General features: G+C 71.3%; 21 protein-coding genes. 8 read left to right on the top strand and 13 right to left on the bottom strand.

Translation table 11 applies throughout. The annotated features are described in order from the left end of the window. Nucleotides 1–4 precede the first annotated feature (4 nt). The gene (locus tag ACIBK5_RS06295; protein WP_399016774.1) at nucleotides 5–2,416 is read left to right on the top strand and encodes a Tex family protein; all 2,412 of its coding nucleotides are present in this window, start codon (nucleotides 5–7) and stop codon (nucleotides 2,414–2,416) included. A gap of 109 nt (nucleotides 2,417–2,525) precedes the next feature. After that, nucleotides 2,526–3,074 carry a putative glycolipid-binding domain-containing protein gene (locus tag ACIBK5_RS06290; protein WP_399016772.1) on the top strand — a complete coding sequence of 183 codons (549 nt, stop codon included), beginning with the start codon at nucleotides 2,526–2,528 and terminating at the stop codon, nucleotides 3,072–3,074. Here the strand turns inward: ACIBK5_RS06290 and ACIBK5_RS06285 are convergent. Together ACIBK5_RS06285 and ACIBK5_RS06280 are read right to left on the bottom strand one after the other, a co-directional pair. Then, on the bottom strand, nucleotides 3,071–4,711 hold the full coding sequence (locus ACIBK5_RS06285) for an ABC-F family ATP-binding cassette domain-containing protein (RefSeq protein WP_399016770.1): 1,641 nt from the start codon (nucleotides 4,709–4,711) through the stop codon (nucleotides 3,071–3,073). The genes ACIBK5_RS06290 and ACIBK5_RS06285 overlap by 4 nt on opposite strands. A 25-nt stretch (nucleotides 4,712–4,736) precedes the next feature. Next, on the bottom strand, nucleotides 4,737–5,759 hold the full coding sequence (locus ACIBK5_RS06280) for an oxidoreductase (RefSeq protein WP_399016768.1): 1,023 nt from the start codon (nucleotides 5,757–5,759) through the stop codon (nucleotides 4,737–4,739). 66 nt (nucleotides 5,760–5,825) lie between these two features. Here ACIBK5_RS06280 and ACIBK5_RS06275 point away from each other — a divergent pair, with 66 nt between their 5' ends. Then, nucleotides 5,826–6,776, top strand: a complete 951-nt coding sequence (locus tag ACIBK5_RS06275) for an FAD-dependent oxidoreductase (RefSeq protein WP_399016766.1) — start codon at nucleotides 5,826–5,828, stop codon at nucleotides 6,774–6,776. An 89-nt stretch (nucleotides 6,777–6,865) separates the two neighbouring features. Here the strand turns inward: ACIBK5_RS06275 and ACIBK5_RS06270 are convergent, their stop codons facing one another. The 3 genes from ACIBK5_RS06270 to ACIBK5_RS06260 all read right to left on the bottom strand — a co-directional run bounded on the left by ACIBK5_RS06270 (nucleotide 6,866) and on the right by ACIBK5_RS06260 (nucleotide 11,902). After that, complete coding sequence (locus ACIBK5_RS06270) at nucleotides 6,866–8,590, bottom strand: BCCT family transporter (RefSeq protein ID WP_399016764.1); 1,725 nt, start codon at nucleotides 8,588–8,590, stop codon at nucleotides 6,866–6,868. An 82-nt stretch (nucleotides 8,591–8,672) separates the two neighbouring features. After that, nucleotides 8,673–9,950 carry a M14 family metallocarboxypeptidase gene (locus ACIBK5_RS06265; RefSeq protein WP_399016762.1) on the bottom strand — a complete coding sequence of 426 codons (1,278 nt, stop codon included), beginning with the start codon at nucleotides 9,948–9,950 and terminating at the stop codon, nucleotides 8,673–8,675. Next, nucleotides 9,947–11,902, bottom strand: a complete 1,956-nt coding sequence (locus tag ACIBK5_RS06260; RefSeq protein WP_399016761.1) for a Xaa-Pro dipeptidyl-peptidase — start codon at nucleotides 11,900–11,902, stop codon at nucleotides 9,947–9,949. Before ACIBK5_RS06260 ends, ACIBK5_RS06265 begins: the two co-directional genes overlap by 4 nt. 200 nt (nucleotides 11,903–12,102) lie before the next feature. Here ACIBK5_RS06260 and ACIBK5_RS06255 point away from each other — a divergent pair, with 200 nt between their 5' ends. Further along, nucleotides 12,103–13,626, top strand: coding sequence for a M1 family metallopeptidase (locus ACIBK5_RS06255; RefSeq protein WP_399016760.1), 1,524 nt, complete (start codon nucleotides 12,103–12,105; stop codon nucleotides 13,624–13,626). 96 nt (nucleotides 13,627–13,722) lie between these two features. Beyond that, nucleotides 13,723–14,610 (top strand): arginase family protein, encoded by an 888-nt coding sequence (locus ACIBK5_RS06250; protein WP_399016758.1) that lies wholly within the window; start codon nucleotides 13,723–13,725, stop codon nucleotides 14,608–14,610. Between the two features lie 93 nt (nucleotides 14,611–14,703). Here ACIBK5_RS06250 and ACIBK5_RS06245 read toward each other — a convergent pair whose 3' ends face one another. Beyond that, nucleotides 14,704–16,170 carry an amino acid permease gene (locus ACIBK5_RS06245; protein ID WP_399016756.1) on the bottom strand — a complete coding sequence of 489 codons (1,467 nt, stop codon included), beginning with the start codon at nucleotides 16,168–16,170 and terminating at the stop codon, nucleotides 14,704–14,706. A 220-nt stretch (nucleotides 16,171–16,390) separates the two neighbouring features. Here ACIBK5_RS06245 and ACIBK5_RS06240 point away from each other — a divergent pair, with 220 nt between their 5' ends. Further along, on the top strand, nucleotides 16,391–17,125 hold the full coding sequence (locus tag ACIBK5_RS06240) for a MerR family transcriptional regulator (protein WP_399016754.1): 735 nt from the start codon (nucleotides 16,391–16,393) through the stop codon (nucleotides 17,123–17,125). Here ACIBK5_RS06240 and ACIBK5_RS06235 read toward each other — a convergent pair. The 4 genes from ACIBK5_RS06235 to ACIBK5_RS06220 form a co-directional block, all read right to left on the bottom strand. Beyond that, a complete protein-coding gene (locus ACIBK5_RS06235; RefSeq protein ID WP_399016752.1) occupies nucleotides 17,111–19,297 on the bottom strand; it encodes a 3-hydroxyacyl-CoA dehydrogenase NAD-binding domain-containing protein in 2,187 nt (728 codons plus the stop codon). The two genes, ACIBK5_RS06240 and ACIBK5_RS06235, sit on opposite strands and share 15 nt — an antisense overlap. A 34-nt stretch (nucleotides 19,298–19,331) precedes the next feature. Continuing rightward, on the bottom strand, nucleotides 19,332–20,546 hold the full coding sequence (locus ACIBK5_RS06230; RefSeq protein WP_399016751.1) for an acetyl-CoA C-acetyltransferase: 1,215 nt from the start codon (nucleotides 20,544–20,546) through the stop codon (nucleotides 19,332–19,334). Nucleotides 20,547–20,557: 11 nt separating this feature from the next. Beyond that, entirely contained in the window at nucleotides 20,558–21,703 is a 1,146-nt protein-coding gene (locus tag ACIBK5_RS06225; protein WP_399016749.1) for a CaiB/BaiF CoA transferase family protein, read from the bottom strand. A 111-nt stretch (nucleotides 21,704–21,814) separates the two neighbouring features. Then, entirely contained in the window at nucleotides 21,815–22,195 is a 381-nt protein-coding gene (locus tag ACIBK5_RS06220) for an MmcQ/YjbR family DNA-binding protein (RefSeq protein WP_399016747.1), read from the bottom strand. A gap of 92 nt (nucleotides 22,196–22,287) precedes the next feature. Here ACIBK5_RS06220 and ACIBK5_RS06215 point away from each other — a divergent pair, with 92 nt between their 5' ends. After that, on the top strand, nucleotides 22,288–23,466 hold the full coding sequence (locus ACIBK5_RS06215) for a saccharopine dehydrogenase family protein (protein ID WP_399016745.1): 1,179 nt from the start codon (nucleotides 22,288–22,290) through the stop codon (nucleotides 23,464–23,466). 13 nt (nucleotides 23,467–23,479) lie between these two features. On the opposite strand, the gene mmpA is transcribed toward ACIBK5_RS06215, so the two are convergent. After that, nucleotides 23,480–23,626, bottom strand: coding sequence for a morphogenic membrane protein MmpA (gene mmpA / locus ACIBK5_RS06210; RefSeq protein ID WP_399016743.1), 147 nt, complete (start codon nucleotides 23,624–23,626; stop codon nucleotides 23,480–23,482). 191 nt (nucleotides 23,627–23,817) lie between these two features. Between mmpA and ACIBK5_RS06205 the strand changes: the two genes are divergently transcribed. Continuing rightward, the gene (locus ACIBK5_RS06205) at nucleotides 23,818–24,012 is read left to right on the top strand and encodes a hypothetical protein (RefSeq protein WP_399016741.1); all 195 of its coding nucleotides are present in this window, start codon (nucleotides 23,818–23,820) and stop codon (nucleotides 24,010–24,012) included. Here ACIBK5_RS06205 and ACIBK5_RS06200 read toward each other — a convergent pair. Both ACIBK5_RS06200 and ACIBK5_RS06195 read right to left on the bottom strand, forming a co-directional pair. Beyond that, nucleotides 24,000–24,692, bottom strand: coding sequence for an endonuclease V (locus tag ACIBK5_RS06200; protein WP_399016739.1), 693 nt, complete (start codon nucleotides 24,690–24,692; stop codon nucleotides 24,000–24,002). The genes ACIBK5_RS06205 and ACIBK5_RS06200 overlap by 13 nt on opposite strands. Nucleotides 24,693–24,767: 75 nt before the next feature. Further along, complete coding sequence (locus tag ACIBK5_RS06195) at nucleotides 24,768–25,091, bottom strand: plasmid stabilization protein (RefSeq protein WP_399016737.1); 324 nt, start codon at nucleotides 25,089–25,091, stop codon at nucleotides 24,768–24,770. Nucleotides 25,092–25,146: the final 55 nt, after the last annotated feature.

Below are 25,146 nucleotides of genomic sequence, written 5' to 3'. Positions count from 1 at the left end.
GATCGTGACGACACCCGGGTCCAACGGGTCCATCAACGCAGGGACCATCGAAGGCAGGATCGCCGAGGAGCTCGGCGTACGGGAGCGGCAGGTCAGGGCCGCCGTGGAACTGCTCGACGGCGGTTCTACGGTGCCCTTCATCGCTCGCTACCGCAAGGAAGCGACCGAGATGCTCGACGACGCGCAGCTGCGCACCGTCGAGGAGCGGCTGCGCTATCTGCGGGAGCTCGAGGAGCGGCGGGCGGCGATCCTGGAGTCGGTGCGCGAGCAGGGCAAGCTCACCGAGGAGCTGGAGGCACGCATCCGGGCCGCCGAGACGAAGGCGCGCCTGGAGGACATCTACCTCCCCTACAAGCCCAAGCGGCGCACCAAGGCGCAGATCGCCCGCGAGGCGGGTCTCGAGCCGCTGGCGGAGGGGCTGCTCGGCGATCCGGGTGTCGAGCCCCTCGCCGCGGCCGCCGCGTTCGTCGACGCCGACAAGGGCGTGGCCGACCCGCAGGCGGCCCTGGACGGCGCCCGGGCGATCCTCACCGAGCGGTTCTCGGAGGACGCCGACCTGATCGGCGAGCTGCGCGAGCGCATGTGGGTGCGCGGGCGGCTCGCCGCCAAGGTGCGGGACGGCAAGGAGGAGGCGGGGGCGAAGTTCGCCGACTACTTCGACTTCGCAGAGCCGTTCACCGAGCTGCCCTCGCACCGTGTCCTGGCCATGCTGCGCGGCGAGAAGGAGGACGTCCTCGAACTGGCCCTGGAGCCCGAGGAGGCCACGGACGGCCCGTCGTCCTACGAGGCGATCGTCGCGAACCGCTTCGGGATCGCCGACCGGGGCCGCCCCGGGGACAAGTGGCTGAAGGACACGGTCCGCTGGGCGTGGCGCACCCGCGTCCTCGTGCACCTCGGCATCGACCTGCGGCTGCGGCTGCGCACGGCCGCCGAGGACGAGGCGGTGCGGGTCTTCGCGGCGAACCTGCGCGACCTGCTGCTCGCGGCCCCGGCGGGTACGCGCGCGACGCTCGGCCTGGACCCCGGCTTCCGTACGGGTGTGAAGGTCGCCGTGGTGGACGCGACCGGCAAGGTCGTCGCCACGGACGTCATCCACCCGCACGTCCCGGCCAACCGGTGGGACGAGGCCGTCGCCAAGCTGGCGCGGCTCGCCAAGGAGCACGCGGTCGAGCTGGTCGCCATCGGCAACGGCACGGCGTCCCGCGAGACCGACAAGCTCGCCGGGGAGCTGATCAGCAAGCACCCGGAGCTGAAGCTCACGAAGGTGATGGTGTCCGAGGCCGGCGCGTCCGTGTACTCGGCGTCCGCGTTCGCCTCACAGGAGCTGCCCGACATGGACGTGTCGCTGCGCGGTGCCGTGTCGATCGCGCGGCGGCTGCAGGACCCGCTGGCCGAGCTGGTGAAGATCGACCCGAAGTCGATCGGCGTCGGCCAGTACCAGCACGACCTGTCCGAGCTGAAGCTGTCGCGCTCGCTGGACGCGGTGGTGGAGGACTGTGTGAACGGCGTGGGCGTGGACGTCAACACGGCGTCGGCCCCGCTGCTCGCCAGGGTCTCCGGCATCACCTCCGGGCTCGCCGAGAACATCGTGGCGCACCGTGACACCAACGGGCCGTTCACGTCGCGGGGCGGGCTGAAGAAGGTGGCGCGGCTCGGTCCCAAGGCGTACGAGCAGTGCGCGGGCTTCCTGCGGATCCGCGGCGGTGACGACCCGCTGGACGCGTCCAGCGTGCACCCGGAGGCCTACCCGGTCGTGCGGCGCATGGTGAAGACCAGCGGCCAGGAGGTCGCCGCGCTCATCGGCAACACCGGTGCGCTGCGCTCGCTGAAACCGCAGGACTTCGTGGACGAGACGTTCGGTCTGCCGACCGTCACCGACATCCTGAAGGAGCTGGAGAAGCCGGGCCGCGACCCGCGTCCGGGCTTCAAGACCGCCGCCTTCCAGGAGGGCGTGGAGAAGATCGCCGACCTGTCGGCCGGGATGGTCCTGGAGGGCGTCGTGACGAACGTCGCCGCCTTCGGGGCGTTCGTGGACGTCGGCGTGCACCAGGACGGCCTGGTGCACGTCTCCGCGATGTCGAAGACGTTCGTCAAGGACCCGCGGGACGTGGTGAAGCCCGGGGACATCGTCAAGGTGAAGGTCCTCGACGTCGACATCCCGCGCAAGCGGATCTCGCTGACGCTGCGCCTGGACGACGAGGCGGCGGCCTCGCAGGGCCAGGGCGGCGGCTCCGGTGAGCGCGGTGAGCGCCGGCAGCGGGGTGGGCGTCCGCCGCAGCAGCGGCAGGGCGGGCGTGGTGGCGCCGGCCGTGGCGGCAGTGGCGGTTCGCGGCAGGCGCCGCCGCCTGCCAACAGCGCGATGGCCGACGCGTTGCGCCGTGCGGGGCTGGCGGATCCCAAGGGCGGCAAGCGCTGACGGCTCCGCCAGGGAGGTGGTGGGGAGCTGCGGGTCCGTTGTGGCTGGTCGCGCAGTTCCCCGCGCCCCTGAAAGGGCGCTTCGCGCCCTTTCGTTCTAGGGTTGCCGGATGCGCGCTATCACCTGGGAAGTGTCCGGGAGCCAGGGGTTCGAGACCGCCTGGGCCGAGCGGGAGGACGGCGTGCTGCGGGCGCGCGGGCGGGCCGTCGGTACCGTGCCCGAGCCGTACTGGATCTCGTACCAGCTGGAGACCGCCGAAGGCTTCGTGACCACGCGGTTGAGTGTCACGGCGGAGGCCGAGGCCGGGACCCGCGCGCTCGAGCTGCTCCACGACGGTCAGGGCCGGTGGACCGCGAACGGCGAGCCGCTGTCCGATGTGGACGGTGCGCTCGACTGTGATCTGGGGCTCTGCCCGCTCACCAACACCATGCCGGTGCTCCGGCACGAGCTCCATCAGGCGCCCGGCGAGCGGGAGTTCCTGATGGCCTGGGTGTCGGTGCCGGATCTGGCGGTGCGGCCGTCACGGCAGACGTACACGCATCTGGGGCCCGGGCGGGTCCGTTTCGCCTCCGGTGACTTCCGCAGCGATCTGGAGTTCGACGAGGAGGGGTACGTCGTGGACTACCCCTCCCTCGCCACCCGCCTGGCGGCCCGCTAGCGCTCGGTCACCTTGCCGTCCGCGACCTCCAGGCGGCGCGTGACATGGACGGCGTCCAGCATGCGGCGGTCGTGCGTGACCAGCAGGAGCGTGCCCTCGTAGGCGTCGAGGGCCGACTCCAGCTGCTCGATGGCGGGCAGGTCGAGGTGGTTGGTCGGCTCGTCGAGGACGAGGAGGTTGACGCCCCGGCCCTGGAGCAGCGCCAGAGCGGCTCTCGTGCGCTCGCCCGGGGAGAGGGTCGCCGCGGGGCGCAGCACATGTTCCGACTTGAGGCCGAACTTGGCCAGGAGCGTGCGGATCTCGACCGGTTCGGTGTCCGGGACGGCCGCGCGGAAGGCGTCGAGCAGGGCCTCCTGGCCGTGGAACAGCTTGCGGGCCTGGTCGACCTCGCCGAGCAGCACGCCCGAGCCGAGCGCGGCGTGTCCGGCGTCGAGCGGGACGCGTCCGAGCAGGGCGGCCAGCAGCGTGGACTTGCCCGCGCCGTTCGCGCCGGTCACCGCCACCCGGTCCGCCCAGTCGATCTGGAGGGACACCGGGCCGAGGACGAAGTCGCCGCGGCGCACCTCGGCGTCCCGCAGGGTCGCGACGACGGCGCCCGAGCGCGGGGCCGACGCGATCTCCATCCGCAGTTCCCACTCCTTGCGCGGCTCCTCGACGACGTCCAGCCGCTCGATCATGCGCTGGGTCTGGCGGGCCTTCGCGGCCTGCTTCTCGCTGGCCTCGCTGCGGAACTTGCGGCCGATCTTGTCGTTGTCGTTGCCCGCCTTGCGGCGCGCGTTCTTCACGCCCTTGTCCATCCAGGAGCGCTGCGTCTGCGCTCGGTCCTGGAGGGCCGCCTTCTTGTCGGCGTACTCCTCGTACTCGTCGCGGGCGTGCCGGCGAGCCACGTCCCGCTCCTCGAGGTAGGCGTCGTAGCCGCCGCCGTAGAGGTTGATCTGTCCTTGGGCGAGGTCGAGTTCGAGGACCTTGGTGACGGTGCGGGTGAGGAACTCACGGTCGTGGCTGACGACGACCGTGCCGGCGCGCAGGCCGCTCACGAAGCGTTCGAGGCGTTCCAGGCCGTCCAGGTCGAGGTCATTGGTCGGCTCGTCCAGGAGGAAGACGTCGTAGCGGGAGAGCAGCAGAGAGGCGAGGCCGGCGCGGGCCGCCTGGCCGCCGGACAGCGACGTCATCGGCTGGTCCAGGTCGACCGCGAGGCCGAGGGTGTCGGCGACCTCCTCGGCGCGTTCGTCGAGGTCGGCGCCGCCGAGCCCGAGCCAGCGCTCCAGGCTCGTGGCGTAGGCGTCGTCGGCGCCGGGAGCCCCGTCGACCAGGGCCTGGGTCGCCTCGTCCATGGTCCGCTGGGCCTCGGCGACGCCGGTGCGGCGGGCCAGGAACGCCCGGACGGTCTCGCCGGGCCGGCGGTCCGGCTCCTGCGGGAGGTGGCCGACGGTGGCGGTCGGTGGGGACAGGCGCAGTTCGCCCTGCTCGGGTGCGATGAGTCCGGCGAGCATCCTGAGCAGGGTGGATTTGCCGGCGCCGTTGGCTCCGACCAGGCCGATCACATCGCCGGGCGCGACGACGAGGTCGAGCCCGGTGAACAGGGAGCGGTCGCCGTGGCCGGCGGCGAGGTTCTTGGCGACGAGGGTGGCAGTCATCAGATCGCCGATTTTAATGGGCCGCTCAGTGGGTCACTGCCGTCACCAGGACACTTCCGGAGGTGCGCGCCACGACGTAGGACCGTCCCTTCACCGCCCTGGCGTCGAGGGCGATGTGGTGCCGGCCGGGTTCGAGGACGCCGTCGAAGATCTCGTGGGTGTGGGTGCGGGAGAGCCGGTCGAGGCGGTACGCGGTGAGGGTGACCCGGCAGGCGGAGGTGACCTCGATGTCCGCCCCGCCGTCGGCGGCGGTCAGGCCGGTGAGGCGGTGCTGTGCCACCGTGCCGCGGTCCAGGGCGTGTTCGATCTGGGCGACGAGGAGGGGGACGATCGGGGCGAGGCCGTCGACGTGGGCGACGGGGACCCCGGCCTGTTCGAAGGCGCGGCGGACGGCGGCGCGGTCCCGCTCGCCGGTCGCGTGCCCGAAGGCGACGGCTCCGTAGCCGCGCAGTTCGTCGGCGGGCACTCCGTCGGCGTCGTGGGCGATGTCGGCTCCGACGCCGATGGTGCGTAACGCCGCCGCGAGCTTGGCCAGGACGGCGACGCGGGCGCCGATCAGCAGGACGCGGCGCCGGGTGTCCGGGGCAGAGCCGTTCAGCAGGGCGCTCAGGGCCGTGCGGTACTCGGCGCCGCGGAAGCGGAACGGGCCGATGCCGTGGTAGCCGTTGAGGTCGAGGTCGGCGTGTTCGTCGGTCTGCCAGGCGAAGTCCCGCCAGATGAAGTCCTCGCCGTCCCGCCGGATGACCGCGGTGACGGCTCCGCAGGCCAGGTCCTCGCACTCGGGGCAGCCGTAGACGACGTAACGGCCGCCGGGCAGGGGTGGCGGGCTCTCCAGGAGCAGGCTGCGGACCTGTGCGGTGAAGATGGCGGGCGGGACGTCGGAGGCGAGCGGGGAGACGGCGTCGAGGTCGGAGAGCCGGAACAGCAGCGGCCGTCCGTCGACGATGAAGTCCACGAAGTCCCGGTGGACCTGGTAACCGCCGTCGTGGAGAACCCCGCCGGCCCGCATCGCGGGTGCCAGGCCGAAGGTCGCGTATTCGGCACACATGCTGTGAGTATCCCCATACTGCGCGTGATGTGAGCACGGCATGACATATTCCGCTACGGTCCCGGCATGGCGGGCGGGCGAAGTGACGAGATCGTGGTGGTCGGTGGCGGGGTCGTCGGGTTGACGACGGCGGTGCTGCTGGCCGAACGCGGGCGGCGGGTGCGGGTGTGGACGCGGGATGCCGTGGAGGCGACCACCTCAGCGGTCGCGGGGGCGCTGTGGTGGCCGTACCGGATCGAGCCGGTCGCGCTCGCGCGCGAGTGGGCGCTGCGGTCGCTGGAGCTGTACGAGGAGCTGGCGGCGCGGCCCGAACGGACCGGCGTACGCATGGTCGAAGGAGTACTGGGCGAGACCCGTCTCGACGAGGTCGACGGGTGGCTGGCGGGGCGGGTGCCGGGGCTGCGGCCGGCCACGGCCGTGGAGTACGCGGGGACGGGCGTCCGGGCACGGCTTCCCCTGATCGACATGCCTGCTCATCTGCCGTGGCTGCGGGAGCGGTTCGTGGCCGCGGGCGGAGTGGTCGAGGCCCGTACGGTGTCCTCGTTCGCGGAGGCCGACGCGCCGGTCGTGGTCAACTGCACGGGGCTGGGGGCGCGTGAGCTGGTGCCGGATCCGTCCGTGCGGCCCGTGCGCGGGCAGTTGGTGGTCGTGGAGAACCCCGGGATCGACACCTTCCTCGTCACCACCGACGCGGCCGGGGACTACGCGTACCTGTTTCCGCAGCCGGGCGGGCTCGTCCTCGGCGGTACGGCGGAGGAGGACGCGTGGTCGCCGGAGCCCGACCCGGCGACGGCCGAGGCGATCGTCCGCCGCTGCGCGGCGCTGCGGCCGGAGATCGCCGGGGCACGGGTCCTGGAACACCGGGTGGGACTGCGCCCCACCCGCCCCGCGGTCCGCCTGGACCGCGACACCCTGCCGGACGGCCGGCTCCTGGTGCACAACTACGGCCACGGGGGCGCGGGGGTCACGGTGGCGTGGGGGTGCGCGGAGGAGGCGGTGCGGCTGGTGTGCGACTGAGCCAAAGCCGGATGCCCCCGGCCCGGGGCATCGGAGCCGTCGGGCTCCGACGCCCCGGTCGGGGGCATCCGACAGGGCGGTCGATCGGGTCAGTGCTTGCCGATGGGGTCGCCCTCGACGTCCGGGCCGACGCCCGGGCCGACGCGGAACTCGAAGTCGCCGTCGTACTTCTCGTGGCCCGCCATGACGGCCATCTCGACGGCCTCGGAACCCATCTGCTCACGCACGATCACCGGGTCACGGCGCAGGTCGCGCATGAGGGCGACGCACATGAAGGTCATCACGACGACGAACGGCGCCGCCGCGAGGATCGTGAGGTTCTGCAGGCCTGTCAGCGCGTCGCCCGAGCCGCTGCCGACGAGCAGCATGATCGCGGCCACCGCACCGGTGACGACGCCCCAGAACACCACCACGAGGCGGCCGGGTTCGAGCGCGCCCTTCTGCGAGAGCGTTCCCATGACGATCGACGCCGCGTCGGCACCCGAGACGAAGAAGATCCCGACGAGGATCATCACCAGCAGGCTGGTGGCGGTGGCGATGGGGAACTGCTGCAGCACGTCGAAGAGCTGGCCCTCGGGGGTCGCCTCCTTGCCGAGCTTCCCCTCCTGCTGCATCTTCATCGCCGAGCCGCCGAAGATCGCGAACCAGATCAGGCTGACCGTGCTGGGCACGAGGATGACGCCGCCGATGAACTGCCGGATGGTCCGGCCCCGGCTGATCCGGGCGATGAACATGCCGACGAACGGCGTCCAGGAGATCCACCACGCCCAGTAGAAGACGGTCCAGCTGCCCAGCCAGTCAGCGACGCCCTCCCCGCCGCTCGCCTCCGTGCGGCCGGCCAGCTGGGGCAGGTCGCCGAGGTAGGCGAAGACCGACGTCGGCAGCAGGTCGAGGACGATGATGGTCGGGCCCGCCACGAACACGAACAGGGCGAGCACCAGCGCCAGCACCATGTTGGTGTTGGACAGCCACTGGATGCCCTTCTCCACACCGGAGATCGCGGACGCGACGAAGGCCAGGGTCAGCACCGCGATGATCGCGACGAGCAGCCCGGTGCTCACCTTGTCCATCCAGCCCAGCTCCTGTACACCGGAGCCGATCTGGAGCGCGCCGAGCCCCAGTGAGGCGGCGGAGCCGAAGATGGTCGCGACGATCGCGAGGATGTCGATGACCCGTCCGGCGGTGCCGTTGGCGTGCTTCTTGCCGATCAGCGGGGTGAAGACGGCGCTGATGGTCTGGCGGCGCCGCCTGCGGAAGGTGCTGTAGGCGATGGCGAGGCCCACCACGGCGTAGATCGCCCAGGGGTGGAGCGTCCAGTGGAACAGCGTGGTGGCCATGGCCGTCTCCATGCGTTCACCGGAGTCGGCCGGAGTCGTGCCCGGCGGGGCCGTCGAGTAGTGCGACAGCGGTTCGCTCACGCCGTAGAACATCAGGCCGATGCCCATGCCGGCGCTGAACATCATCGCGACCCAGGACACCGTGCGGAACTCGGGCTCCTCACCCTCCGCACCGAGGTGGATACGGCCGTAACGGCTGATCGCGAGCCACAGGGCGAACACGACGAAGCCGGAGGCGGCGAGCATGAACGCCCAGCCGCCGTTGTGCATCAGCCCGCTGAGCATGCTGCTGGAGACGGATTCGAGCGAGTCGGTCGCCGTGGCGCCCCAGATCACGAAGGCGAGGGTGAGCGCCGCCGTGACACCGAAGACGATCCGGTCGGTCTGAGGCCTCTCCTGACCGGGGAGGCCCGCTTCCGAACCCGGCAGCGCGCCTCCCCCGTGGGGATGCTTCTCGCTTGGTCGGTCATGTGTCACAGGCGGCACCTTTCATTGGAACGTAGGAAGAACGTAAGTCCTCCGTAACGCCCCTACCACGTGTGGCGCAAATTCAACTTCTTCAACATTGCGGTTCGGACTCGGCTGCGGTGAGGTGGTACGCGGCCCGTTCGTCGAGCAGCAGCGGGACGAGTGCCCGCAGGGGCTGGCGCAGGGGGACGAGCACGCCCTCGGCGTCTTTGCGTACGCGCACACCGTGCAGCGCGAGTTCGTCGCCGACCTCGGCGTACTGCGCGGCGGTGAGCCGGTAGCCGCAGGGCGGGTTCTGGATCACCTCGGCGGGTTCGGGCGTGTCGTTGTCGGCGCCGCCGACATAGACCGGGCCGGTGGCCGCGTAGCCGGCGAGCCTGGCCTTGGCCGTCGTGGCCTCGATGCGGCCCCGGCGTTGCTCGGTGTAGCCGAACAGGCCCTTGAGCGCCTCCAGTTGGGAGGTGACCCGGCGCCGGTTGTTCAGCGCGTCGTCCGCCTTCTCCGCTTCGGTGAGGGGGTCCACGCGGCTCTCGATGAGCAGTCCGACCGAATGCTTTACACCGGACATATTGCGCAAAATGCGCTCCTGCCCATCTCCGGCTACCTGTTTGACCGGTTCGCCGGTTTCGGGATCGGTCCAGATGCCGTAGGTGCCGGTCGAGTGGCCGGCCCGCTGCGCCGCGGGGCGGACGTAGGCCTCGGAGAGGGTCTTCGCCTCATCGTGGACCGCGTCATGGGTGTTGAGGTTGCGCGGCCACAGATCGAAGAGCGCTTTGTCGTAGTACTGGGGTGTTGCTCCGTATTCGTGCAGGTCGTAGACGATGTCGGGGCGCTGGTCGCGGATGAGCGCGGCCAGGGCTCGGCCCTCGGCGGTCTTGAGGGCGAGGTGGTCGCGGTTGATGTCGACGCCGTCGCTGTTGCCGCGCGTGTTCGCGGCCCGGCCGTCGGGGTTGGCGGTGGGCACGACGAGGACGGTGGTGCGGTCCAGGAAGCGCCGGGTGCGGCTGTCGCGGGCGTGCGCGAGGTCACGGACGGTGCTGAGGCAGGCTTCCCGGCCGGAGGGTTCGTCGCCGTGCTGGCTGCACACGAGGAGCACCTTGTTCGGGCTGGGGCTCGTGCCGATCCGGACGAGCTGGAGCGGGCGGTCCTGCTTCGTCGTGCCGAAGCGGGTCAGGGAGACCCGGCTGCTCGACCGGTCGACGGCCCTGAGGAAGTCCTGCTCCTCGGGCTGGGTGGTCCAGCGGGCGCCGTCGGTCCGCTCGAAGCCGGTGCGCGGCGGGGAGCCGGTGGCCGTGGCCGCCTGGGCGGGGACGGCGACCAGGGACGCGGCGAGGGCGGCGGTCAGGGTCAGGGCGCGGACGCGGTTCACTGGGTTCCCTCCGGGACGCGGTGGGTGGTGCTCGGTTCCCGTACGCCGTCCAGGAGCGCGGCGACGGGCAGGGTGAGCGCGGAACCCGCGGTGGCGCGGGCGAAGGCGGCGGGTCCGCCGACGAACGGCACGTCGGCCGAGGTGCGGGAGAGGTCGAGCGCCAGCTTCGGCGTGTCGGCGGGAGGGTCGATGAGGCCCTTGTCGGTGCCCGCGACGATCAGCGCCAGACGGTGGCCCTTCGGGACGACGTGGTCGGTGGCCGCCAGGTCGAGGGTGATCCTGTACCGCTTGCCCGGGGTGAGCGGGGAGCCCTTGCCGTCCGAGGCGTGGTTGCCGAGGTCGGCCCAGCCGCGGCTGACGACCGTGTAGTCGACGTCGGCGGTCTTGGCCTTCGCCTCCTTGAAGCAGGAGCTGTCGCCGGCGGTGCTCGCGCCCCAGCAGGTGCGGTTCGTGAGGGTGGTGATGCCTTCGCCGGCGTCGGCGTAGTCGCGGATGGTGTCGGGGCCGACGTCCACGAGGACGGCGGAGAGATGGGCCGTCGGGGTGGAGGGCGTCGCGGTGACGGTGACCTCCGAGGAGCCGGACAGCCGCAGGTCGCGGGTGAGCGGCCCGGTGACGAACCCGGCCTTCTCCGGTGTCGGCTTGTCGATCCGGGCGGCCCAGTCGGTCTCGCTCAGCTTCGGGTCGTCGGTGAAGGTCTCGGTGCCGTGGCCGCGGTGCAGGCCGAGGGTACCGACGCCGGCCTGGGCTCCCCGGTCGGGGCGCAGGGTGGTGGCCCGGGTGCCGGTCGGCGGCCAGACCTTGGAGGTGCTCCACTGGTCGGGACGGCGTTCGATGTCCGCCATGGGCTCGCGGTCGATGCCGTTGTCGTAGCCCATGAGTTCGTGGTCGAACCAGCGGTGCAGGGTGTCGACCCAGGTGGCACGGCGGAAGTCGAAGGGGTCGACGTGGCCGGTCTGGGAGAGCCAGATCTTGCGCTCGACGCCGTGCTTCGCGAGGGCGTCCCACCACTGGCCGACGTGCTTCATGCGCACGTTGAGGTCCTGCATGCCATGGATCAGGAAGACGCTGGCCTTGACCTTGCGCGCGGCCTTCACGTAGTCGCGCTCGTTCCACAGCGGCGTCCAGTCGCCGGTGCGCGGGGCGCCGTCGACGAGCTTCTGCTGGACGGCGGCGCACTTCTCGCGGGCGTCGGGGCTGTTGACGTAGTCGGACAGCCACTCGGGGCCGGAGTCGTAGAGCGGGGCGCCCTGCTGGAAGTAGTAGTCGTACCAGGAGGAGATGGCGCTGATCGGGACGATGGTCTTCAGGCCCTTGACACCGGTGGCGGCGACGCCGTTGGCGATGGTGCCGTCCCAGCTCTTGCCGATCATGCCGGTGCGGCCGTTGGTCCAGGCGGCCTTGGCGCGGGTGGCGCCGGTGCGGGTCGTGTAGGCCTTGGCGCGGCCGTTCAGCCAGTCGACGACGGCCTTCGCGGACTGGATGTCGGAGCGGCCGCCGACGTCGTCGCAGCCGTCGGAGCGGTTGGTTCCGGCCAGGTCGACGCCGACGAAGGCGTAGCCGCGGGGCACGAAGTAGTTGTCGTAGTACAGCGGCATCTGGACGACGTCGCCGTTCGCGTCGTACGTCTTCTTCTGGCTCTCGTTGCCGCGCCCGCAGCAGGAGTAGTACGGGCTGGCGTCCATGATGACGGGGATCTTGCGGCCCTGCCGGGCGGGCTCACGGGGGCGGACGATGTCGACGGCGACCCGGTCGGCCTTTCCGTCGCCGTCGCCGTCGAGTCCGGTGTCCACCCAGACGGCCTCACGGATGGCCTTCTCGTACGAGTAGACGGGTTCGCTCCCGCGCGGCGCGGCCTGCGCCGCGGCCGGGGTGAGCAGTGTGGCCAAGAGGGCGGCCGTGGCCGCCGTCGCGAGCGGTCTCCAGGTCGTGAAGCGCGTGCGTTTCGGCATGCGCCGGACGCTACATCGGTGAACTCCTGTTCAGAAGAGGGCAGCTGACGGACCGGCGTGTCCGGGAGAGGTCCAGGGGTCGGGTGTCTCATGTCGGCCGAATGGCGATCGTGTGACAGCAGGGACCATGGACATGACTGGTGGCACAGGGAGTCAATAGGCTCCGGACAGCTTTCGGGACCTACGACTTGGAGCCTTGCGTGCACCGCAGAATCATCGCGCCGGGAGCCCTGGCAGCGGCCGTTCTCCTGCTGGCGATCCCGGCATCGGCCGCGCCCCACTCCCCCGGCGCGCCGGGCATCGGTGACCCCTACTACCCGGCCTACGGGAACGGCGGCTACGACGTCTCCCACTACGACCTCCGGCTGAAGTACCAGCCGGCCACGGACGAACTGGAGGGCACCGCGACCCTCGTGGCCCGCACCACACAGGAGCTGTCGAGCTTCAACCTGGACTTCCTGCTGGACGTCGGCGAGGTGCGCGTCAACGGCGCGAAGGCCGCGTTCAGGACGTCGGGCGAGCACGAGCTGGAGATCACGCCGAAGACGCCGCTGGCCAAGGGCGCAGCCGTGACGGTCGTCGTGCGCTACCGCGGGGTGCCGTCGTCGAAGCAGGCCTACGGTTTCACCAGCTGGCACCGCACTCCGGACGGCGGTGTCGCGGCGAACGAGCCCGAGGCGGCGGCGTGGTGGTTCCCCGGTAACGACCACCCGCTCGACAAGGCCACCTACGACGTGTCCGTACTGGTTCCGGACGGCACGCAGGCCATCTCCAACGGCACGCTCCAGTCGACGAGTTCACGGCTCGGCTGGACCCGTTGGAACTGGCGCTCGAACAAGCCGCAGGCCACGTACCTCGCCACGCTCGCGGTCGGGAAGTTCGACATCACGACGGGCACGACCGAGAGCGGCATTCCGGTCCTCAACGCCTACAGCAAGGACCTGGGCGACCACGCCGGCGCGGCCCGGGCGAGCATCGAACGGACCGGGGAGATCGCGGACTGGCTCGCCGGGTACTTCGGGCCGTATCCCTACAACGCGCTCGGCGGCTACGTTCCGAACACCACCACGGGCTATGCGCTGGAGACGCAGACCCGGCCGTACTACAGCCCGCGGCAGTTCGCGAACGGGTCGAACGTGTCCCTCGTCGTCCATGAGATCGCCCATCAGTGGTACGGGGACGACGTGTCCCTCAAGCGCTGGAAGGACATCTGGATCAACGAGGGGTTCGCTCGGTACGCGCAGTGGCTCTGGTCGGAGCACGAGGGCGAGGGCACGGCGCAGGAACTCGCCGACCACGTGTACGCCTCGCATCCGGCGGACGACCCGTTCTGGACGGTGAAGCCCGGCGACCCGGGCCCGGAGAACCAGTTCGACGCGGCGGTCTACGACCGGGGCGCGCTGGCCGTCCAGGCGCTGCGCAACGAGATCGGTGACGAGGCGTTCTTCGCGATCCTCAAGGGCTGGCCCCAGAAGTACGCCCATGGCAACGCGTCGGTCGCCGACTTCCGGCGCTATGCCGAGGAGGTGTCAGGGAAGCCCCTGGCCGCGCTCTTCGGCACATGGCTGTTCCAGGCGTCCAAGCCGACGTCGGCGGCGGCGCGGGCCGCGTCCGTCGCGAAGGCCGGCGGGGCGGTGCCGCAGCCGAAGTCATGGAAGAAGATCGCCGCGACGAACGGAGCGCACGAGCACGCGCGGCACGGGAGCGGCGAGCACGAGCACTGACGCGCCTGTTCCCGCACGGCGGTCTACGGTGGGCCCATGCGCGTCCGGCGTATGGGCCCGGGCGGCGCGTAGGCCGGCGGGCGAAGGGAGCCGGGCGTGCGGGATGTGGCGATCATCGAGGCACCGTCCGTGCTGGGGCTGCGGCCGACCGGGGTCGAGGGACTGCCTGAGGCGCTGCTCGGGGCCGGGCTGGCCGAGGGGCTGGGAGCGGTGCGGGCGGGCCGGGTGGAGCCGCCCGGCTACGACCCGGAGCGGGATCCGGAGACCGGGGTGCTCAATCCGGAGGGCATCGCCGGGTACTCCGTCGCGTTGGCCGATGCCGTCGGCGGTGTCCTCGACGACGGCCGGTTCCCGGTGGTGCTGGGCGGCGACTGCAGCGTGCTCCTCGGCAACCTGCTCGCGCTGCGCCGCCGGGACCGGCACGGGCTGCTCTTCCTCGACGGGCACACCGACTTCTACCAGCCGTCGGCGGAACCCACCGGTGAGGCGGCCTCGATGGAACTCGCCCTGGCCACGGGGCGCGGCCCGCGCGTCCTGGCCGACCTGGAGGGCCTGGGCCCCCTGGTGCGGGACGAGGACGTCGTCGCCCTGGGGTTCCGGGACACGGAGGAGTCCGCGTCCTACGGCATGCAGCCGCTGCCGCCCGCGCTGCACGCGCTGGACCTGGACACGGTGCGTGCCCTGGGGGCGCCCGAGGCGGCCCGGCGCGCCGTCGGCCTGCTGACCGGCGACGGCACGGGCGCCGGGTACTGGGTCCATCTCGACGTCGATGTGCTCGACGACGCGGTCATGCCCTCCGTCGACTACCGGCTGCCGGGCGGACTGACCTGGCAGGACCTGGAGACCGTCCTGCGCACGGCACTGACGGGCGGCGGAGCGGTGGGCCTCGACGTCGCGATCTTCAACCCCCGGCTGGACCCGGACGGGTCGATCGCGGAGCGTCTGACCGAGTGTCTGCTGCGGGGCTTCGACCGGCGGGTCTGAGCACCTCGCGGCCGCTGGCCAGGCTCCTGAGAGGGCCCGGGCCAGGCTCCTGAAGAGGGCCCGGGCCAGGGCCCTGAGAAGGGCCCTGGTTCGCTACTTCGTCAGCTGCGACAGCTCCTGGTCGGCCGTCGCGGAGACCCGGCGGCGGACGCCGAACCAGCCCGCGACCAGCATCGCCGCGATCAGCGGCACGAGCAGGAGTGTCCTGCGGCCGACCTCGGGGTCGTTCCACATCATGCCGAGGCAGGCCAGCAGGAAGACGATCGTGGTGATCTCCGTGACCGGGCTGCCGGGGAGGCGGAAGGAGGGGCGGTCGACCAGGCCCTCCTTGGCGCGGCGGACGAAGACCAGGTGGCAGACCATGATGATCACCCAGGTGCTGATGATGCCGAGGGAGGCGACGTTCAGCACGATCTCGAAGGCCTGGGCCGGCACCAGGTAGTTCAGGCCGACGCCGAGCACACACACCGCGCAGGTCAGCAGGATGCCGCCGTAGGGGACCTGGCTGCGGTTCATCCGCGCCGTGAACTTCGGGGCCGAGCCCGCCATCGCCATCGAGCGGAGGATGCGGCCCGTGGAGTAGAGGCCCGAGTTGAGGGAGGACATCGCCGCGGTGAGGACCACCAGGTTCATCACGTCGCCCGCCGCCGGGACGCCGATCTTCGACAGCACCGTGACGAAGGGGCTCTGGTCGGCCGAGTAGACCGAGCCGGGCAGGAGCAGGGCCAGCAGGACGACCGAGCCGACGTAGAAGAGCCCGACCCGCCACATGATCGAGTTCACCGCGCGCGGGACGACCTTCTCCGGCTCGGCGGTCTCACCCGCGGCGACACCGACCAGCTCCAGCGCGGCGTACGCGAAGATCACGCCCTGCATCACCAGGACGACGGGCATCATGCCGTGCGGGAAGACGCCGCCGTTCTCCGTGATCACGCTCAGGCCCGGTGTCTGGCCGCCCACCTTGTGCTGCGTGGCGAGCAGGAAGATGCCGATGAACATGAAGCCGACGAGCGTGGCGACCTTGATGATCGAGAACCAGAACTCCATCTCGCCGAAGATCTTCACCGAGATCAGGTTCACGGCCAGCACGACCGCGAGGGCGGCCAGCGCGAGCACCCACTGCGGGATGTCGGTGAACAGGCTCCAGTAGTGCGTGTAGAGCGCGATCGCGGTGATGTCGGCGATACCGGTGGTCGACCAGTTCAGGAAGTACATCCAGCCGGCGACATAGGCGCCCTTCTCGCCGAGGAACTCGCGCGCGTACGACACGAAGGAGCCCGAGGAGGGGCGGTAGAGCACGAGTTCGCCGAGGGCCTTCACGACGAAGAAGGCGAAGACGCCGCACACCAGGTAGGCGATCGCCAGCGCCGGCCCCGCGTTGTGCAGCCGCCCGCCGGCACCCAGGAAGAGTCCGGTGCCGATCGCGCCCCCGATGGCGATCATGTTGACGTGGCGGGCCTTGAGGTCCTTGCTGTAGCCGGCGTCACCCGCGTCCGCGGGCACCTGGGCCGCGTCGCTACGGGATGCGGCTGCTGCCGTGTTCACGGCGTCCTTGCTCACGGTGGATCCACTTCTCTGGTGCGCCCGAGCGGGTCACGCTCGGCTTTCCGGACGTACATAAGGTCTGCGCCCCCTGTAAAGGCACAGACCAAGGGGCCACCTTCCCTCACCGAGCGCGACTCACGCGGTGGCATACGTCACAGAGCGCTACTTCTCACAGCACCTTCACCTCGGTCGCCGGAGGTTTCACAGCACTGGTGAGACAGCGATACTGCTGCACATGACGACCGACACCGAGGAGCCGACCCTCACGATCGACGAACTGGCCGCCCGGGCCGGTGTCACGGTGCGCACGGTCCGCTTCTACGGCACCAAGGGGCTGCTGCCGCCCCCGGTGCTCGGCCCCCGGCGCGTGGGGCACTACGGGCGGGAGCACCTGGCCCGGCTGGCGCTGATCGAGGAGTTGCGGCAGCAGGGCATGACACTGGCGGGCATCGAGCGCTATCTGCGGCAGCTGCCGCCGGATCTGAGCGCGCACGACCTCGCCGTCCACCGGGCCGTGGTGGCCTCCTGGGCTCCGGACACCGTCGAGACGGTCACGGGCAAGGAGCTGGAGCGCCGGGCCGGGCGGCCGCTCGGCGCCGAGGACGTCGAGCGGCTGGTCGCGATGGGCGTGGTCAGGCCCGGGGACGACGGGTACGGGTACGAGGCCGACCTCGGTCTGCTCCGGCTGGGCGTCGGGCTGCTGGACGTGCCGCTCTCCCAGGAGGCGATCTTCGCGGCGCGCACGGTGCTCATCGAACACGCGCGCGCCGCGGCCCGTGAACTCTCCCAGCTCTTCCGGGGCGAGGTGGCGGAGCGTGACGCCCGGGACGTGCGGTCCCTGTCGGCGCACATGCACCCCCTGGTGGTGCAGGCGCTCCTCACGGCCTTTCAGCGGTCGCTGAAGGAAGAGCTGGGCGAGTGGCTCACGGAGCCGTCGACGGAGCCTTCGGGGGAGTCAGCTCCGGGCTGAGTCGCTGAACCGCTCCCCCTTCTCCGCCTTGTCCACCAGCAGCGCGGGCGGGGTGAACCGGTCGCCGTAGCGCTCGGCGAGTTCACGCGCGCGTGCCACGAATCCGGGCAGGCCCCCCTCGTAGCCGTTGATGTACTGGAGCACGCCGCCGGTCCAGCCCGGGAAGCCGATGCCGAAGATGGAGCCGATGTTGGCGTCGGCGACCGAGGTCAGCACGCCCTCCTCCAGCAGCCGGACGGTGTCCAGCGCCTCGGAGAAGAGCATGCGCTCCTTCATGTCCTCGAACGGGATCTGATACCCCGGCTTGGTGTAGTGCTCGCGCAGTCCGGGCCACAGCCCGGCGCGCTTGCCGTCGTCGCCGTAGTCGTAGAAGCCGGCGCCGCCGCTGCGTCCCGTGCGGCCGAACTCGTCGACCATGCGGTCGATGACGGCCTCGGCGGGGTGGGCCGTCCAGGTGCCGCCCGCCTCCTCCACGGCGTGCTTCGTCTCGGCCCGGATCTTGCGGGGCAGCGTCAGCGTCAGCTCGTCCATCAGGGACAGCACCTTGGCCGGGTAGCCGGCCTGGGCGGCGGCCTGCTCGACCGACGCGGGCTCGACGCCCTCGCCGACCATGGCGACGCCCTCGTTGATGAAGTGCCCGATGACGCGGGAGGTGAAGAAGCCGCGCGAGTCGTTGACGACGATCGGGGTCTTGTTGATCTGCCGGACCAGGTCGAAGGCGCGGGCCAGGGCCTCCTCGCCGGTGCGCTCGCCCTTGATGATCTCGACGAGCGGCATCTTGTCGACGGGCGAGAAGAAGTGCAGCCCGATGAAGTCGGTCTGGCGCTCGACGCCCTCGGCGAGTGCGGTGATGGGGAGGGTGGAGGTGTTGGAGCAGAGCAGCGCGTCGGGCGCCACGACGTTCTCGATCTCCTGGAACACCTTGTGCTTGAGGGAGGTGTCCTCGAAGACGGCCTCGATGACCGCGTCACAACCGGCCAGGTCCTGCGCCTCGGCGGTGGGCGTGATCCGGGCGAGCAGCGCGTCCGCCTTCTCCTGGGTCGTACGGCCCTTGGAGACGGCCTTGGCGCACAGCTTCTCGGAGTAGCCCTTGCCCTTGAGGGCCGCCTCCAGGGAGACGTCCTTGAGGACGACGTCGATGCCGGCGCGGGCGCAGGAGTAGGCGATGCCCGCGCCCATCATGCCGGCGCCGAGGACGGCGACCTTGCGGACCTTCGTGGGCTCGACGCCCTTGGGGCGGTTGGCGCCGGAGTTGACGGCCTGGAGGTCGAAGAAGAAGGCCTGGATCATGTTCTTCGAGGTCTGCCCGGCCGCGAGGTCCACGAAGTAGCGGGCCTCGATGACCTGGGCGGTCTCGAAGTCGACCTGGGAGCCCTCGACGGCGGCGGCCAGGATGTTGCGCGGGGCCGGGTAGGGGGCGCCGTTCGTCTGCTTGCGCAGGTTCGCCGGGAAGGCGGGCAGGTTCGCGGCGAACTTGGGGTTGGCGGGCGTACCGCCCAGGATCCGGTAGCCCGGCTTGTCCCAGGGCTGCTGCGACTCGGGGTTGGCGTCGATGAAGGCGCGGGCCTTGGCGAGCATGTCCTCCTGGGTCGCGGCGACCTCGTCGACGAGGCCGTTCTCCAGGGCGCGGCGCGGGTTGTACTGGGTGCCCTGGAGGAGGACCTTCAGCAGGGCGTCGGCGATGCCGAGCAGCCGGACGGTGCGGACGACGCCGCCGCCTCCCGGGAGCAGGCCGAGGGTGACCTCGGGGCAGCCGATCTTGGAGCCGGGCGCGTCGAGCGCGACCCGGTGGTGGCAGGCCAGGGCGATCTCGTAACCGCCGCCCAGGGCAGCTCCGTTGAGCGCGGCGACGACGGGCTTGCCCAGGGTCTCGATGCGGCGCAGGTTCCGCTTGATCGCCATGCCGCCGTCGAACAGCTCCTGGGCCGTCTCGGGGGTGACGCGGATCAGGTCGCGCAGGTCGCCGCCGGCGAAGAAGGTCTTCTTGGCGGAGGTGATGATGACGCCCCGGATGGAGTCCTTCTCGGCCTCCAGGCGGTCGGTGACGGCGGCGAGAGAGTCGCGGAACGCCTGGTTCATGGTGTTCGCGGACTGGTTCGGGTCGTCGATGACGAGGGTGACGAGGCCGGTGCGGTCCTGTTCCCAGCGGATGGTGGTGGATTCAGTGCTCATGTGGAGGTGCTCCGTGTGATCCGTCGGGAGGGGGTCAGATGCGCTCGACGATGGTGGCGACGCCCATGCCGCCGCCGACGCACAGCGTGGCGAGGCCGTAGCGCTTGTCCTGGCGCTCGAGTTCGTCGACGAGCGTGCCGAGGATCATCGCGCCGGTCGCGCCGAGGGGGTGGCCGAGGGCGATCGCGCCGCCGTTGACGTTGACCTTGTCCAGGGACAGGCCCATGTCCTTCACGAAGCGCAGCACGACCGCCGCGAACGCCTCGTTGATCTCGACGAGGTCGATGTCGTCGATGGTCAGTCCGGCCTTGGCGAGGGCCTTGCGGGTGGCGGGGGCGGGACCGGTGAGCATGATGGTCGGCTCGGAGCCGGAGACGGCGGCGGAGACGATCCGCGCGCGGGGGGTGAGGCCGTAGCGCTCGCCGACCTCCTTGGAGCCGATCGCGACGAGCGAGGCGCCGTCCACGATGCCGGAGGAGTTGCCCGCGTGGTGGACGTGGTCGATCTTCTCCACCCAGTGGTACTGCTGAAGCGCCACCGCGTCGAAGCCACCCAGTTCGCCGATGTCGGCGAAGGACGGCTTGAGCTTGGCCAGGGAGTCGGCGGTGGTGCCGGGGCGCGGGAACTCGTCGTGGTCGAGGACGACGAGGCCGCTGCGGTCCTTCACCGGGACGACGGACCTCTCGAAGCGGCCGTCCTTCATGGCGTTGGCCGCCCGCTCCTGGGAGAGGGCCGCGTACTCGTCGACGTCCCGCCGGGAGAAGCCCTCGATGGTGGCGATGAGGTCGGCACCGATGCCCTGCGGCACGAAGTTCACATCGAGGTTGGTCATCGGGTCGTTGAACCAGGCGCCGCCGTCGGAGGCCATCGGCACCCGGGACATCGACTCGACGCCGCCCGCGAGGACGAGGTCCTCCCAGCCGGAACGCACCTTGGCGGCGGCCAGGTTGACGGCCTCCAGGCCCGAGGCACAGAAGCGGTTCTCCTGCACACCGGCCACCGTGTCGGGCAGGCCCGCCGCGATGGCGGCGATCCGGGCGATGTCCGAGCCCTGGTCGCCGACCGGGCCGACGACGCCGAGCACGATGTCGTCGACGGCGGCCGGGTCGAGGTCCGGGAAGCGGGCGCGGATCTCGTGGATGAGTCCGACGACCAGGTCGATGGGCTTGGTGCCGTGCAGGGAGCCGTTGGCCTTGCCGCGCCCGCGCGGGGTGCGGATCGCGTCGTACACATACGCTTCGGTGCTCACGAGGGGGCCTTTCACTGAGGGTTGCTGGACGCGGGGAGGAGCCCGGGGACGTCCCAGTCCCGGGCGACGTCCGCCGTGTCGGCGCCCGGCCGCGCCGGGCCGGTGCGGACGGAGGTCGGGGTCGCGGAGAAACGGGGGGCCGGGGCGGGCTGGGTGATGCCGCCGTGGTCGGTGAAGGTGCCGCGGGCGGCGAGATGCGGGTGGTGCGGGGCCTCGCGCAGGGACAGGACGGGCGCCACGCACGCGTCGGAGCCCTCGAAGACGGCCGTCCACTCGTCCCTCGTCCGGGTCTTGAAGCGGACCGCGATCTGTTCGCGCAGTTCGCCCCACCGGGTGACGTCCTTGCGGGCCGTGTCCTGGTCCTCGATGCCGAGGAGGGTCAGGAACTCCTCGTAGAACTGCGGTTCCAGCGCGCCGACGGCCATGTGGCGGCCGTCGGCCGTCTCGTACGTCCCGTAGTAGGGGCAGCCGCCGTCCAGGAGGTTGGCGCCGCGGCGGTCCTGCCAGCCGCCGGCGGCGAGCATTCCGTGGATCATCGTGGCGAGGTGGGCGGTGCCGTCGACGATCGCGGCGTCGACGATCTGGCCGGTGCCGGTCGCGCGCGCGTGGTTCAGGGCGGCGAGGACGCCGACGACGAGGTACAGGGAGCCGCCCGCGTAGTCGCCGAGCAGGTTCGCCGGGACGGCCGGCGGCTCGTCCGGCCTGCCGATCATGCCGAGGGCGCCGGTGGGGGCGATGTACGCGATGTCGTGCCCGGCGCGCTCGGCGAGCGGGCCGTCCTGCCCCCAGCCGGTCATCCGCCCGTAGACGAGACGCGGATTGCGGGCGTGGCAGGCCTCGGGGCCGACTCCCAGGCGCTCGGCGACACCGGGGCGGTAGCCCTCGACCAGGATGTCGGCGCGCGCGGCGAGGTCGAGGACGTGGCCGGGGCCGTCCGGGGACTTCAGGTCGACGACCACCGAGCGCTTGTTGCGGTTGGTGACGTCGTACGCCGGGTCGATCGCGAGTCCGGGGCCGCCGGGGCGGTCCACGCGCACGACATCGGCCCCGAGGTCGGCCAGGAGCATGGCGGCGAACGGGCCGGGCCCGATGCCGGCCAGCTCGACGACGCGCACGCCGGTGAGCGGGCCGTGTCCTGGCGTCCTTGCCGTGGTCATCCAGCCCCCAGTGCTGTGACACAACTGATGTAACACCAGTGATGCTAAGAACGCGTTTCGATCGGCACAAGACCTGAAGAGAGCAAGCGCTTAGTAATCTGCCCGACGGAGTCAGTCCGCGTCCAGTTCCGCTATCAGCCGTTTCGGCGCGATCACCCGATAGCTCTCCTCCACCCAGTCGCAGAGCATCTCCGCGGCAGGGGCTCCCTGCTGCTCCAGGGGGATGCTCACCCAGCCGGCCTTGCCCAGGCCGTAACCGGCGGGCTCGGCACCGGGGCTGGACAGGGCGTGGGCGTGGGCCGTCTCGTCCTTGAGCTTCACCGTCACACCCAGGGGGTAACTGCCGTCCTGGACGCCGAGGAAGACGAACACCTTCTTGTTGACCTTCGCGACGGACTCGCCCCAGGGGAACTCCTCGACCGCACCCGGCAGCCCCAGCGCGAACTCGCGCACTTTCTCCCACTTCTTCAGGGCATTCCTGGGCACGGCCATCGTCGTTCCTCCGGGCTCGTCGTCGGGCTCCGCACCCCTCACGCTAGCCTCGGCCACCGACAGCGGCACGGGCTGCACGACCGAGGGGTGTCATGAGCAGGCTGAACAGGACGGACCGTCCCTACGACATCGTGCTCTTCGGAGCCACCAGTTTCGCCGGAGCGCTCACCGCGGAGTATCTGGCCGCGCAGGCGCCGGACGGGCTGCGCTGGGCGATCGCGGGCCGCAGCGCGCAGAAGCTGGAGCGGCTGCGCGAGCGGCTGCCGGTCGACGCCGAGGTGGGCGTGGTGCGGGCGGACGTCACCGACCCGGCCTCGCTGCGCTCCCTCGCCGAGCAGGCGCGGGTGGTGGCCACGACGGTCGGCCCGTACGTGACCTACGGCGAGGAGCTGGTCGCCGCCTGCGCGGACACCGGGACGGACTACCTCGACCTGTGCGGCGAGCCCGAGTTCGTGGACCTGATGTACGTCCGGCACGACGCACGCGCGCGGGAGACCGGGGCACGGCTGGTGCACGCCGCCGGCTTCGACTCGATCCCGCACGACCTGGGCGTGTACTTCACCGTGCGGCAGCTGCCCGAGGACGTGCCGCTGACCGTGGAGGGCTTCGTCACCGCCGACGCGGCCTTCTCGGGCGGGACCTTCAACTCGGCCCTGAACCAGTTCGCGCGGCAGCGGGAGATGGCGGCGGCCGTGCGGGACCGGCGGCGGCACGAGCCGCGACTGGTGGGACGGCGGGTCTCCGCGCCGATGGGTACGCCGCGGTTCGCCAAGGAGGTCGGTGCCTGGGCGCTGCCGATGCCGACCATCGACCCGCAGATCGTGCGGCGGTCCGCGGCGGCCCTCGACCGGTACGGCCCCGACTTCCGCTACCGCCAGTACGCGGCCGTCCGGCACCTGCCCATGGCGGTGGGCGGGGTCGCGGCCGTCGGCGCCCTGGTCGCGGCGGCCCAGGTGCCGCCCGCACGCCGCTGGCTGTCGGACCGGCTCAAGCCCGGGGACGGGCCGAGCCCCGAGAAGCGGGCGAAGAGCTGGTTCTCCCTGCGCTTCGTGGGCGAGGGCGGCGGCCGGCGGGTGTACACGGAGGTCTCGGGCGGCGACCCGGGGTACGACGAGACGGCGAAGATGCTCGCCGAGTCGGCGCTGTGCCTGGCCTTCGACGAGCTGCCGAAGACGGCGGGCCAGGTCACCACGGCGGCGGCGATGGGCGACGCGCTGATCGACCGGCTGCGCGCGGCGGGTATCCGCTTCCGCGTCGCGTCGGCCCGCTGAGCCGGGTTCGGGTCTACAGCGGCCACTCGGCGATGGTGTAGATCATCCCGCCGATCCAGGCGAGCCCCGCCAGTACGGCGAGGACCAGCCCTATGGTGACGGCCCGCTCGACGGTCTGGGTCGGTCCGGCAACAGGCTTGGGAGCGCGGTGCGTTGTCATGCGCCCCAGCCTGCCGACGGGGGCCGCTGCCGGGCATCCGTACAGGTACTCAGAGCCGGTACTCAGATCACACCGCCCGAATCGCCTCCACCTCCTCTTCGGTTTGAGACTTTCCGACACCGCGGGTCCGCTTCATCTGGGGCGGCGGCCGCGGAAGTGCCAAGAAGGAGTTCAATGAAACCATTGAAGACATGAAATTCCTTCTCGAAGTCACCATGGACGACGCGGCGTTGGCGAAGGATCCGGCGGGCGAGCTGGGCCGGATCCTCAGGTACTGGGGCGGCAATCTGCGCCACTACGCGCTCCGCCCCGGGGACGGGTCGGTCGTCTACGACTCGGAGTACCGCGAGGTGGGCCGCTGGCGGGTGGCCGATCAGGCCGAGTAGGTCGCGCGCAGCGCCTGCCGGCAGAGGGCGTCCGCTCTGCGGGTGGTTTCCGGGAGGCGGTACTCGGGGGTCAGGGCGAGGGTGTGGGCGCAGGCGCCCGCGAGCGTCACGCGGTGGCCGACCGAGACGAAGACCGGCTTGACGGCCTCCCGGGTCCGCAGGGCGCGGCCGACCTCCTCGGAGCCGGCGAGCAGCGGGGAGCCGCTGCCGCGCGGGGTGTCCGGGTCGTCGTAGGCGAAGGTGAAGGGGTTCTTGGCGACGCCGATCGTGGGGAGGCCGGTGAGGACGCCGAGGTGGCTGGCGAGGCCGAAGCGGCGGGGGTGGGCGAGGCCGTAGCCGTCGCAGACCACCAGGCCCGGCGCGAGCGGCAGGGCGTCGAGGGCGGCCAGGACCGTGGGGATCTCGCGGAAGGCGAGCAGTCCGGGCACATAGGGGAAGGAGACGCGGCCCACCGCCGTGGCCTCCGCGACGACCTCGAGACTCGACGCGTCCAGGACGACCGCTGCCGCCGCGACGACATCGCGTTCGTCGTCGTAGGCCACGTCGACCCCCGTCACACGGCCGGTGCCGGGCGGCGGTCCGGGTTCGTCGAGGATCACGCGCTCGCGCAGTTCGTCCTGGACGGCGCGGGCCTCTTCCTCGGTCGTGGGCCAGTCTTCGGGGATGCGTACGGTCGTCATGGTGGGCCCGAGCCTACGGGCAGCGCGGAGGCCGGCCGGACCAGTGAGTCCCGCCGGCCTGGGGAGGCACGCGCCTCACTTGTTCAGTGCGCGCTGCAGCTGGCTCTTGTTCATGCTGGAGCGTCCGTCGACGCCGCGGCGCCTGGCCTCCTGGTACAGCTGGTCGTAGGTGGGGCCCTGGGAGCCCTTCCCGGACCGCTGCCCGCCGCGCTTGCCGGAGGACATGTCCTTCATGGAGGTGCGGCCGGCGGTCTTCGACTCGCCGGAGCGGGCGCGTTCCTTGTTCACCGTCCGCGCGGCGATCTCCTTGGCACGGCCGGTGCTCTCGCCCCGGTCCTTCGCGCTGTCCTTGATGTGCTCGTACTGACGCTCCCGCTTGGAGCTCGAACCGCGTGGCATCACCGCTCACTTCCTTTCACGACCAGTGAACGAGTACCCACGTTGCCAACGATCA

The sequence above is a fragment of the Streptomyces sp. NPDC050546 genome (assembly GCF_044457425.1).
GTDB lineage: Bacteria > Actinomycetota > Actinomycetes > Streptomycetales > Streptomycetaceae > Streptomyces.
This window is presented reverse-complemented; position numbering and strand designations above follow the sequence as displayed.